7 protein-coding genes are annotated in these 12,568 nt (G+C 66.3%); 5 read left to right on the top strand and 2 right to left on the bottom strand.

All coding sequences use genetic code 11. The annotated features are described in order from the left end of the window. Positions 1-60 precede the first annotated feature (60 nt). The 5 genes from BRADO_RS03285 (at position 61) to BRADO_RS03265 (ending at position 8,765) form a co-directional block, all read left to right on the top strand. The gene (locus tag BRADO_RS03285; protein ID WP_011923889.1) at positions 61-336 is read left to right on the top strand and encodes a hypothetical protein; all 276 of its coding nucleotides are present in this window, start codon (positions 61-63) and stop codon (positions 334-336) included. Between the two features lie 380 nt (positions 337-716). Next, positions 717-2,711 carry a carbohydrate porin gene (locus tag BRADO_RS03280; protein ID WP_041757294.1) on the top strand — a complete coding sequence of 665 codons (1,995 nt, stop codon included), beginning with the start codon at positions 717-719 and terminating at the stop codon, positions 2,709-2,711. A 647-nt stretch (positions 2,712-3,358) separates the two neighbouring features. Then, positions 3,359-4,669, top strand: a complete 1,311-nt coding sequence (locus BRADO_RS03275) for a hemolysin family protein (RefSeq protein ID WP_011923887.1) — start codon at positions 3,359-3,361, stop codon at positions 4,667-4,669. A gap of 1,045 nt (positions 4,670-5,714) precedes the next feature. Then, positions 5,715-7,448, top strand: coding sequence for an ABC transporter permease subunit (locus BRADO_RS03270; protein WP_011923886.1), 1,734 nt, complete (start codon positions 5,715-5,717; stop codon positions 7,446-7,448). A 15-nt stretch (positions 7,449-7,463) separates the two neighbouring features. Further along, positions 7,464-8,765 carry an AAA-associated domain-containing protein gene (locus BRADO_RS03265; protein ID WP_011923885.1) on the top strand — a complete coding sequence of 434 codons (1,302 nt, stop codon included), beginning with the start codon at positions 7,464-7,466 and terminating at the stop codon, positions 8,763-8,765. Between the two features lie 229 nt (positions 8,766-8,994). Here BRADO_RS03265 and BRADO_RS03260 read toward each other — a convergent pair whose 3' ends face one another. Then, entirely contained in the window at positions 8,995-10,617 is a 1,623-nt protein-coding gene (locus tag BRADO_RS03260; RefSeq protein ID WP_041756055.1) for an FMN-binding glutamate synthase family protein, read from the bottom strand. A gap of 246 nt (positions 10,618-10,863) precedes the next feature. After that, positions 10,864-12,429 carry an acyl-CoA synthetase gene (locus BRADO_RS03255; protein WP_011923883.1) on the bottom strand — a complete coding sequence of 522 codons (1,566 nt, stop codon included), beginning with the start codon at positions 12,427-12,429 and terminating at the stop codon, positions 10,864-10,866. Positions 12,430-12,568: the final 139 nt, after the last annotated feature.

Genomic DNA, 12,568 nt, shown 5'->3' with positions numbered 1-12,568 from the left:
TCCGTCCAATTGGCAAGCGACCAGCAACCGGCCGCCCCAACGCACAACAGGAGCTTTCCCATGTCGATCAAGAGCAAGATAGCCGCCCTTGCGCTGGCCGCGCTCGCCGTCACCGGCAGCATCGCGGCGACCTCCAAACCTGCCGAAGCCCATGGCTTCCATCATGGCTGGGGTTGGGGCGTCGGTGCCGGCCTCCTCGGAGCGGCGGTCGTCGGCAGCGCCATCGCCGCCAGCAATGACGGCTACTACTACGGCGGCTATCGCTATTGCCGCTGGGTGCCGCAATACGACGTGTACGGCCAATATGTCGGCCGGGTCAGGGCCTGCGGCTACTGAGGCCGCAGCGCCTGTCTCGCCGACCGGCCCGGGCGCTCTGTCCCCCCGCCGCTACCGATCTCGGTTCGCCCAGCTTGCCCGCCTTGACGCGGGTGCCCCCAGCAAACAGCCCCCCATCCGCGTCTCGACAGCCCGCCCGGCCGCCCGGGCGGGCTGTTTGTTGCACAGCTGTCATGGAGAGCGGGCAAGCAGGCGCCGAGGACCTGCGGCCAATCTCCTGTTGCAACTTACTTGCAATAAAGATAAGTCCACAATTGGTCGCGCCTCGCACACAGTTGCGCCCGAACACGGGCTGTTCCGCATTCTTTGCGTGACTGTGCGCGGCCAATCAGGTTCTGACTGACATCTGTGTCGTGGACTTCGCCTGGGACCTTGCTTTCATGATCCGCACGAACCGCACCCGAGAGATGCTCGTGGCCGGCACCATGCTCGCCGGTCTCGGACCTCTGGCGACCTCCGTCGCCGCGGCCGACCTGCCGGTGAAGGCACGGATGGCGCAGACGGTGTTCGATTGGACCGGCCTCTATGTCGGCGCCCATGCGGGCTATACCCGTGACCATGCGAGCGCGACGCTGAGCGATCCGACCGGTGTCGCAAGCGCCGGCAGCCGCTTCAACGGGCTCACAGGCGGCGTGCAGGCCGGCTACAATTGGGTGACGCGCTCCGGCCTGCTGCTCGGCCTCGAAGGCGATTTCAGCTTCCCGAATTATCTGACATCGAACCACACCGTCGCCATGCTCGGCACGCCCGGCGCCAGCGTGTCGGAGCTGTGGGACTATGTCGCCACCGCGCGCGGCCGCGTCGGCTACGCGAATGGGGACTGGCTTGCCTATGCCACCGGCGGCGTCGCCTGGACCGGCGGCCGCTTCATCAACACCGATCCGGCCGGCAACACCGAGAAGCGGCTGACGACCCGGCTCGGCTGGGTGGCCGGCGCCGGCATCGAACGCGCCTTCGCGCCGGATTGGAGCTGGCGGCTCGAATATCTCTACTACGGCTTCGAGAATGGCGGCGTCCGCTTCGGCAATGGCGCCAGCTACAATTCGGCGCTCGACTTCCAGACCCTGCGCGTCGGCCTCAACCGCAAGCTCGACTTTGCCGGCGGCCAGGAGCTCAAGCTCAAGAAAGATCCCTCGGATACGGAATCCGACCGCTGGGAGATCCACGGCCAGGCCACCGCGATCGCCCAGGGCTACCCGGCGTTTCACGCCCGCTACACCGGAGCCAACAGCCTGACGCCGGCAAGCCAGCTGCAGGAGACCTGGAGCAACAGCCTCTACATCAATGCGCGGCTGTGGGACGGCGGCGAGGTCTACTACAATCCCGAGCTGTTGCAGGGCTTCGGCTTGAACAACACGGTCGGCCTCGGCGGCTTCTCCAATGGCGAGGCGCAGAAGTCGGACTTCCCCTACCCGCACTACAATACGTCGCGGCTGTTCCTGCGCCAGACCTTCGGCTTCGGCGGACAGCAGGAGCAGCTCGGCAGTGGCCAGCTGCAGCTCGCCGGCAAGCAGGACATCTCGCGTCTGACCGTGCAGGTCGGCAAGTTTGCGGTGCTCGACGTGTTCGACGGCAACGCCTATGCGAAGGACGCGCGCAAGGACTTCATGAACTGGTCGATCTGGGCGCCCGGCGCGTTCGACTACGCCGCCGACAAGCTCGGCCTGACCTATGGCGCGACCGCCGAGCTGAACCAGAAGAACTGGGCGCTGCGTGCCGGCTATTTCCTGGTCGACTCCACCTCGAACTCGAACAGTTTCGACATGAACGTGTTCCGGCGCGGCGGCTACGTCCTCGAGCTGGAGACGCGCTATCAGCTGTTCTCGCAGCCAGGGCATCTACGCACCATCGGCTTCTTCAACAACACATTCTCCGGCAGCTATCGCGAAACGCTCGACAATCCCGCGCTCAACGCCGACATCACCCAGACGCGTCGCGGCCGCCCCAAATACGGTTACGTCATCAGCTTCGACCAGGCGCTGTCGGATGAGCTCGGCCTGTTCGGCCGCTGGAGCTGGAACGACGGCAAGACCGAGATCATGGCGTTCACCGACATCGATAACAGCCTGTCGTTCGGCACCTCGATCAAGGGCAACCGCTGGGGCCGCCCCGACGACACGATCGGCATCGCCGGCGTGACCAACGGCCTGTCCCGCGACCACCGCGACTTCCTCGCCGCCGGCGGCCTCGGCCCGCTGATCGGCGACGGCGCGCTGAACTATCGCCGCGAGACCATCATCGAGGCCTACTACGCCTACTCGATCAACAAATACCTGACCTTCACGGCCGACTATCAGTTCGTCAACAACCCCGCCTACAACGCCGACCGCGGCCCGGTGTCGATCTTCTCGGGACGGCTGCACGGGGATTTCTGAGGGTGACGCCGCTGCTGCGGTGGCAACTGTCCACGCGAGCGCGGCTCGCTGCTGTATGGAGACTCTCCCCACGTCATTGCGAGGAGCGAAGCGACGAAGCAATCCAGAGTCCCGCCCACGGCCCTTGGATTGCTTCGCTGCGCTCGCAATGACGCCGCGGAGTCAGTGGCGCCTCATCAAAATCAGTGTCGTCCCCGGCGCACGCCGGGATCCATGCCGCGGACGCTCTCGTGAGACATCACTGCGAGTTGCCTGCCTCAGCACGGCCGGTGGTTATGGCTCCCGGCTCAAGGCCGGGACGACGGTGGTGGGCTTGGCTGCCATCTCGGGCTCCGGAATGCCGACGCGTAAGAGCCACCACTCGCATGGCACAAAAGGTGTCGTCCCGGCGAAAGCCGGGACCCATACCGCGGACACTCACGTGGAACATCACTGCCAGTTGCCTGCCTCATCATGGCCGGTGGTTATGGGTCCCGGCTCAAGGCCGGGACGACGGCGGTGGGTGACGGGCGGCCGGTGCGCCAAGCTGCCCCGCTTCCTGGCCGCAGGTCCCCATGCGCCCACCGCAACGCAGCAATGGGCGGCTGCCATCCCCATATGCTAGGACCTGTCCCTTCCCGCCCGTCCGGGCGTCACATCAGGTCGCAATGCTGTCCGCCGAACTCGCCATCATCGTCGTCCTCATCGTCGTCAACGGACTGTTATCCATGTCCGAGCTGGCCATCGTGTCGTCGCGCCCCGCACGGCTGGCGCTATTGGCTGAAAAGGGCGTGTCCGGCGCGCGGCGGGCGCTGGCGCTGGCCTCGGATCCCGGCCGTTTCCTGTCGACGGTGCAGATCGGCATCACGCTCGTCGGCGTGCTCTCCGGCGCCTTCTCCGGCGCCACGCTCGGCCAGCGCCTGACCCAATCGCTGCTGGAGATGGGAATGTCGGCCTCGGTCGCCGACATTGTCGGCGTCGGCCTCGTCGTCACCATCATCACCTATGCGACGCTGATCGTCGGCGAGCTGGTGCCGAAGCAGCTCGCGCTGCGCGATCCCGAGGCGATCGCGGTGCGCGTCGCGCCGGCGATGCAGGTGCTGGCCAAGGTGTCGCTGCCGCTCGTGGTGCTGCTGGATCTCTCGGGCAAGCTGATCCTGGCGCTGCTCGGCCGCTCCGGCGAGGCCGAGGAGAAGGTCTCGGAGGCCGAGATTCACCATCTTGTCCGCGAGGCCGAAACCGCCGGCGTGCTCGAGCCGGGCGAGAAGGAGATGATCGCCGGCGTGATGCGGCTCGGCGACCGCCCGGTCGGCGCCATCATGACGCCACGCCCGGAGGTCGACGTCGTCGACCTCAACGACGACCCGAAGGCCATCCGCGAGCTGCTCGCCAAGAGCCCACATTCCCGCCTGCCCGTGTCCGACGGCGAGCGCGACCGTCCGATCGGCGTGCTGCAGGCGAAGGACCTGCTGGCGGCCTATTTGCGTGACGAGACGCCGGACCTGCGCAGCCTGGTGCGCGAAGTGCCGATCATTCCGTCCACGGTCGATGCGCGCGATGTGATCGCGATCCTGAAGGTGGCGCCGGTGCATATGGGCCTCGTCCACGATGAGTATGGCGCGTTCGAAGGCGTCGTGACCGCAGCGGACATTCTCGAATCGATCGTCGGCGCGTTCTCCTCGGAGGAAGGCCCGCCAGAACCGGCCTGCGTCCGCCGCGACGACGGCTCGCTGCTGGTCTCCGGCTGGATGCCGCTCGACGAGTTTGCCGACCTGCTGTCGATCGACGTGCCGCCGCATCGCGGCTACCACACAGTCGCCGGCCTCGTGCTGCAGCACTTCGGCAGCGTGCCGGAGGTCGGCCAGAGCTTCGAGCTCGACGGCTGGCGCTTCGAGATCGTCGACCTCGACGGCCGCCGCATCGACAAGATTCTGGCGACCAAGCTCGCGCCCGACGGCGGCGAGCCGAATGTAGGATAGCGGGACTATCGCATCTGGGGATCCAAGTTTGCGCTTGCCTGTCTCCACGTCGTCCTGGCCGGGCTTGTCCCGGCCATCCACGTCGTTCGGCATGCTGAGATCGACGTGGATGCCCGGGACAAGCCATGGACAAGCCCAGGCATGACGGAGTCAACGAACTGACAGGATCGTTGGTCGCGACCGCAGCAGATCTCCAGATGCGATCGCCCGCGCAGAGCGCCGGGGAGAGGTTGCACAGGAAGTGCCGCCCTCCGCGTACCACGAGCAGCTCGTGACGTCTGATTCGCCCGTCGGGCAGAGTGCGGATTGCCAACGCGCCAGCAGATGGCAGATGCACCATTCGGGCAGCCTGCGCCGAATTGCTGATTTTCCCTGTGCGCTCAACCCGAAGCTCCCTTTCAAGAGCCCCCGCCAAAAACAAATCACTTCCGAAAATCATAATCCCTGTTCTATTCTCCCTCCATTCCGGTCCTGATGAGGGGCGTACGCGTCGTCACGAACGTTGGGCCGGCAATGCGATGGACGTGGTGGCGGCGCTGGACGAGCGTCGTGATCACGGACGGCGAAATCGTGTGGTCCTGACCTCCCGACGCTGAGGTCCGCGACAGCGCGCCTGACGCGCGTTGGCGCCACGGTGGCCCAAAAGCCCGGTGCACCGAGGAGAGCACGTATAAGCCGTTAAAACCGATCGCGCAGGGAGGGCCGGGTCTGTCCGGCTGAACCTGTGGTACCTGCCGCCTGCATTTTTTCTCGCAGGCGGGCCACGGGCCTCAGTCGAGGTCCGGCTCTCCCTGCGCCCTCACATGTCACGAGGGCCGACCGACACGCACAGCCCGGACAGCCATGTCGCGGGAACGTGAAGACGCGGCCCGCGTATCCTTTGATAGGCCGGGATGACCCCGCCGTCGCGGCTTGAAATCAAACCATCACAGAGGGCACTTAGGGTGCGGATTCGGCCGGCGGCCCTGCCGGCACGACCAGCCCCAGGCCATGACGAGGACCCGTCCGCAGCCAGACGCTGCGGCCGACGAGACGAGACACGCGAATGCTGCTTCAGGACCTCCGGACGACCGTGCTGCGCGAGGCCGTGCGCCCCAATATCTGGGACGTGGTCGCACTGATCATCGTGGTCGGCGCGATGGTGCTGATTGTCTATGGCGGCGAGCAGACCACGCTGCCGCTGTCGGCGCTCGACACGGCGCCGGTGTCGCTCGATCCGTCCAACCTGCCGCTCTACGCGCTGCGCACCACGTTGCGCATGCTTCTCGCCATCATCTGCTCGCTCGTCTTCACCTTCGTTTACGCCGCGCTGGCGGCCAAGAGCCGGCGCGCCGAGATCGTGCTGATCCCGCTGCTCGACATCCTGCAATCGGTGCCGATCCTCGGCTTCCTCACCTTCACGGTGGTGTTCTTCATGAACCTGTTTCCGGGCAAGGTGCTCGGCGCCGAGCTCGCCTGCGTGTTCGCGATCTTCACCAGCCAGGCCTGGAACATGACCTTCAGCATGTACCAGTCGATGCGCAACGTACCGAAGGATCTCGAGGAGGCGACGCGCAGCTTCCATCTCTCCGGCTGGCAGCGCTTCTGGCGGCTCGACGTGCCCTATGCGATGCCCGGCCTGATCTGGAATGCGATGATGTCGATGTCCGGCGGCTGGTTCTTCGTCGTGGCGTCGGAGGCGATCACCGTCGGCAACACCACCGTCACCTTGCCCGGCATCGGCTCCTATGTCGCGCTGGCCATCCAGCAGAAGGATCTCGCCGCGATCGGCGCGGCACTGCTGACGATGCTGCTGGTGATCACCGCCTATGATCAGCTGCTATTCCGGCCGATCGTCGCCTGGGCCGACAAATTCCGCTTCGAGCAGACCGCGTCTGGCACTCCGCCAAGCTCGTGGATGCTCGACCTGTTCCGACGCACCCGCGCGCTGCGCTCGCTGTCGATCCCGTTCGCCGCGATCAACCGCACCTTCTCCAACTTGCGCCTCAACTGGCCGAAAGCCTGGAGCGGCCCGGTGCGCCATGCGCCGCCGTCGCAGCTGGTCGATGGTCTCTGGCTCGCCGCGGTCGTCGTCGGCTGTGCCTACGCTGGCTGGAAGACATACCTCTATCTCTCAACGACACTCGCGCCTTCGGATGTCTTCAGCGCGATCGGCTATGGCCTGATCACGCTGATCCGCGTCGCCGTGCTGATCGCGCTGGCCTCGCTGATCTGGGTGCCGGTCGGCGTCTGGATCGGGCTGCGGCCCAAGCTCGCCGAGCGCATGCAGCCGCTGGCGCAATTCCTCGCCGCCTTCCCGGCCAACCTCGCCTTCCCCGTGTTCGTCGTGCTGATCGTGCGCTACGGCCTCAATGCCGATGTCTGGCTGAGCCCGCTGATGATCCTGGGCACGCAGTGGTACATCCTGTTCAACGTCATCGCCGGCGCCAGCGCCTTCCCGAGCGATCTCCGCGAAGCGGCCGCAAGCCTGCACCTCACCGGCTGGCGCTGGTGGTTCAAGGTCGTGCTGCCCGGCGTCTTCCCCTATTACATCACCGGCGCCATCACCGCCTCCGGCGGCTCCTGGAATGCGGCGATCGTCGCGGAGGTGGCGAGCTGGGGCGACACGCATCTCACCGCATCAGGCCTCGGCGCCTACATCGCTGCCGCCACGGAGCGCGGCGACTTCCCGCGCGTCGTGCTGGGGATCGCCGTGATGTGCATTCTCGTCACTCTGTTCAACCGGCTGCTGTGGCGGCCGCTCTATGCCTTCGGCGAACGCCGGCTGCGGCTCGGCTGACCGGGAGAGATCATCATGCGCGACCAGGTCAAGGACACTTCGCTGATCGAGATCAAGGGCGTCAGCCGGATGTTTCCCAAGGGCAGCGGCGAGGATCTCGTCGTGCTCGAAAAAGTCGACCTCACCATCCGCGCGGGCGAGATCGTCGGGCTGCTGGGGCGTTCGGGCTCAGGCAAGTCGACCTTGCTGCGGATCATCGCAGGCCTGGTGTCGCCGTCGTCGGGCGAAGCCAAATGCCGCGGCGAGATCATCGCCGGGCCGCCGCGCGGCGTTGCCATGGTGTTCCAGTCGTTCGCGCTGTTTCCGTGGCTGACCGTGCTGCAGAACGTCGAGCTCGGCCTCGAGGCGCTCGGCATCGACAGCGCCGAGCGGCGCAAGCGCGCGCTCGCGGCGATCGACCTGATCGGCCTCGACGGCTTCGAATCCGCGTTTCCGAAGGAGCTGTCCGGCGGCATGCGCCAGCGCGTCGGCTTCGCCCGCGCGCTGGTGGTGCATCCCGACCTCCTGCTGATGGACGAGCCGTTCTCTGCGCTCGACGTGCTGACCGCGGAGACCTTGCGCACCGACCTCGTCGATCTCTGGACCGACGGGAGGCTGCCGATCAAGTCGGTGCTGATGGTGACGCACAATATCGAGGAGGCCGTGCTGATGTGCGACCGCGTCCTGGTGTTCTCCTCGAATCCCGGCCGGGTCGCGGCCGAGTTCAGAATCGACTTAGCCCATCCGCGCAACCGGCTCGACCCCGCGTTCCGCCAGCTCGTCGACAGCCTCTATGCGCGAATGACGCAGCGGCCGGAGCCGAAGCTGCCGAGCACCGCGAATGCCGGTGTCGGCATGGTGCTGAGCCACGTCTCGTCGAACTCGATCTCCGGCCTGATCGAGGCGCTCGCCGGCGAACCCTACAAGGGCCACGCCGACTTGCCGGTTCTGGCCGGCCATCTGCAGCTCGAAGTCGACGAGATCTTTCCTCTCGCCGAAGCGCTGCAGCTGCTGCGCTTCGCGCATCTCAGCGAGGGCGACCTGACCCTGACCGAGGCAGGCCGGCGCTTCGCCGACCTCGAGACCGACGAGCGCAAAAAACTGTTCGCCGCGCATCTGATCGAGAACGTGCCGCTGATGGGCCTGATCCGCCGCGTGCTCGACGACCGCCCCTCCCACGCCGCCCCCGCCGCGCGTTTCCGCATCGAGCTCGAGGACTACATGTCCGAGCAATATGCCGACGAAACCCTTGAGACCATCGTCTCCTGGGGCCGCTACGCCGAGCTGTTTTCCTACGACGAGCAGTCGGAGACCTTCAGCCTGGAGAACCCGCATTAGCTCGCTGACGGCTTCAAACTCCGCTGTCGTCCCGGGCAAGCCCGCTGACGCAACGCGTCAGTGGGCGCCGACCCGGGACCCATACCGCGTGATCTACCTTGGGGCAGGCGGCAAGTTGAACTTTCCGCGCAACACACACGCACCTGTGGTTATGGATCCCGGCGTTCGCCGGGATGACAGCGGGGGTGGGAACGCAGCGGATCAACTAACTGCCGTCGGCGTGGCAACCTCACGCCGCCGCGAACGTATCGGGCCGCGCCATCGCCCAGGCGTCGCGGAAGCGGACATCCTGCGTGCCGTCGAGGAGCTCGCCTGGCCGCAGCGAGGGATAGAGTTTTGCGAAGGAGGAGACCTCCGTGGTCGATGTCCGCTGTGAGAAGTGGATCGGCCGCAGATCCTGCGGATGCTCCAAGCCGGCAGCCGCTAGCAGCTCGGCCAGCGCATGCAGGGTCGCGTGATGATAGTTGTAGACCCGATCGATCTTGTGCGGAACGACCAGCGCGCGGGCGCGCGTCGGATCCTGGGTGGCGACGCCGGTCGGGCAGCGGTCGGTATGACAGCTCAGGGACTGGATGCAGCCGAGCGCGAACATGAAGCCGCGGGCGGAGTTGCACCAGTCGGCGCCGATCGACATGGCGCGAGCCATGTCGAAGGCGGTGGCGATCTTGCCGGAAGCGCCGATCTTGACTCGGTCACGGATGTTGATCCCGACCAGCGCATTATGCACGAAGTTGACGCCCTCGCGCATCGGCATGCCCAAATGGTCCATGAACTCCAGCGGAGCGGCGCCCGTGCCGCCCTCATTGCCGTCGACGACGATGAAGTCGGGGTAGATGCCGGTCTCCAGCATGGCCTTGCAGATCGCCAGGAATTCCCAGGGATGGCCGATGCACAGCTTGAAGCCGGCCGGCTTGCCGCCCGACAGCCGCCGCATCTCGCCGATGAACTGCATCATGCCAACAGGCGTCGAGAACGCGCGATGCGCCGGCGGCGAGATGCAGTCCTCGCCCATGGCCACGCCGCGGATCTTGGAGATCTCCTCGGAGACTTTCGCCGCCGGCAGCACGCCGCCATGGCCGGGCTTGGCGCCCTGGCTGACCTTGAGCTCGACCATCTTGATCTGCTCGGTCGCGGCCACGCGCGCAAACGCATCGGGATCGAACGTGCCATCCCGGTGACGACACCCAAAGTAACCGGAGCCGATCTCCCAGATGATGTCGCCGCCCATCTCGGCATGATACGGGCTGAAGCCGCCCTCACCCGTGTCGTGCGCGAAGCCGCCGCGCTTGGCGCCGCCGTTGAGCGCACGCACCGCGTTCGGACTCAACGCGCCGAAGCTCATGGCCGAGATGTTGAACACGGAGGCCGAGTAAGGCTTTGCACAGCCGGGACCACCGACGGTGATGCGGAATTTCTCCTCCGCGTGCGGTTTCGGCGACACCGAATGGTGCATCCACTCGTAGCCCTCGCGGTAGACGTCCTCCTGGGTGCCGAACGGCCGCTTGTCGAGCACCATCTTGGCGCGCTGATAGACCACCGCGCGGGTGTCGCGCGAGAACGGCATGCCGTCCTTCTCGCTCTCGAAGAAATACTGCCGCATCTCCGGCCGGATCTCCTCGAGGATGAAGCGCAGATGCGCCGATATCGGATAGTTGCGCAGCACCGCGTGACTCTTCTGCAGCAGATCCCGGACCCCGAGCGCGGTGAGCGCGGCGAAGACCAGCAGCGGAATGAGGACGAGATCGAAGATCTTGCGGTCGTAGATGCCGAGGATGAGCAGCAGCGCGGTTGCGGTAGCGCAGATCGTCAGCACGATGTAGCGCGGCGAGAACGGAAGCAGCAGCGTATCCATGAAAAGCCCCGGGACGGATCGTGGACGGTCGGCAGTGACGATACTACGCGCATCACGAAACAATCGTTACACGAGCGCGCGCGATTGACCATCGACGGTATCACATCGTCGATAGCCTGTGGCTATCGACGGGGGTGCCAAACTGGGCATGGGGCGAGCGCGCCGCCGCGCCAGCCAAGCGTAACGGACCGACCGAGCTTTCGAGCCTGCCCAGGCGGCCGATTGACGCCGCCGGCCCGCCCTGTCTCAGCCCTCGGCGAACAGGCCGGCATGCGCCTCGCGCAGCTGCCGCTTCAACAGCTTGCCGCTCGGGTTCTTCGGCAGCGCATCAACGAACACCACGCGCTTCGGCGTCTTGAACGAGGCCAGCCGGCCGGAGGCCTGCTTGAGCAGCGCCTCCTCGGTGAGCTCGCAGCCGGACTTCACGACCACCATCGCCACGACAGCCTCGACCCAGCGCGGATGTGGCAGGCCGACGACCGCAACCTCCGAGACTTCCGGAATCTGGTACAGCGCTTCCTCGACCTCACGGCTGGCGACGTTCTCGCCGCCGGTCTTGATCATGTCCTTCTTGCGGTCGACGATCGTGACGTAGCCCTCCTCGTCGATGGTCGCGAGATCGCCGGAGTGGAACCAGTCGCCCTGGAAGGCGGCAGTGGTGCGCTCATCGTCGTGGAAATAGCCGAGCATCAGATGCGGCGAGCGGTGCACGACTTCGCCGACCTCGCCCGGCGCCACGTCTTTCATGTCGTCGTCGACCACGCGGGTCTCGACGTTCAGCACCGCGCGGCCGCAACTGCCCGGCTTGCGCAGCTGATCCTCAGGTCCGAGCATCGTGGCGAGCGGCGCGATCTCGGTCTGACCGTAGAGATTCCACAGCCGGACCTTGGGCAGGCGCTGCGCCAGCTCGCGCAACACCTCGACCGGCATGATCGAGGCGCCGTAATAGCCCTTGCGCAGCGTCGACACGTCGGTGCTCTCGAACAGCGGCGAGCGCAGGATCGAGATCCACACCGTCGGCGGCGCGAAGAACGAGGTGATGCGGTGCGTTGCGATCAGCGGCAGCAGATTGTCGGGCGTCGGAAACGCCGTGATGATGTTGGTCGCGCCGACATAGATCGAAGGACCGAAGAACACGTCGAGCTGCGCGCAGTGATACAGCGGCAGTGCGTGCAGGGTCACGTCGTCAGCAGCAATACCCGCGTCGACCACGCAGCTGACATACTGCCAGATGACGGCGTCATGGGTGAGCATCGCGCCCTTCGGCAGAGACTCCGTCCCCGACGTGTAGACGATCTGCGCCACGTCGCTCCCCGCGATCTCGATGGATGGCACCGGCGCGGTCGAGGCCGCGAGCACGGCAAAGTCGATCATGTCGCCCTGCCGCTCGCTCGGGCCTTCCGACGGCAGCCAGATCAGCTGCTCGACGGCCGGCGCCAGCGCCTTGGCGGCGCGTGCCGTACCGGCAAAGCCGCTGTCGGTCGCCAAAAGGCGCGCGCCGGCATGCTTGAGGATGTAGGCGACCTCCTCCGGCTTGAGCATGAAGTTGATCGGCACCAGCACTGCGCCGAGCCGGGCCAGCGCGAAGCGCAGCGCGGCGAAGGCGTGCGAGTTGCGGGCGAGGATCGCCACCCGCTCGCCCTTCGCCACGCCGCGGCCGGCGAGGCCCGCCGCGAGGCGGTCGACGATTGCGTTGAATTCTGCGTAGGTCCAGCTGGTCTCGCCGCAGATCACGGCCGTCTTGGCCGGCGTGCGCGCCGCGCTCCGCCGCAGGAGGTCACCGAGCGTCTGTCTGCGAACGATGGAATCCATGGCCCTTCCCCTTGCTGTCGCGGGGATGGCCGCCCGTCGGGCGTTCCTAGTCCCCTCCCTGGTGCGCGCCGCACGTCTGCAGGTCCGGTCTTGCGGCTCAAAATCGCACGGCCGCTTCAGCGCGTGCAAGGAGGATATT

It is taken from the genome of Bradyrhizobium sp. ORS 278 (genome assembly GCF_000026145.1).
In the GTDB taxonomy this organism is placed as follows: Bacteria; Pseudomonadota; Alphaproteobacteria; order Rhizobiales; family Xanthobacteraceae; genus Bradyrhizobium.
The sequence above is the reverse complement of the archived record's forward strand: the minus strand, read 5'-3'. Positions and strand labels throughout refer to the sequence as shown.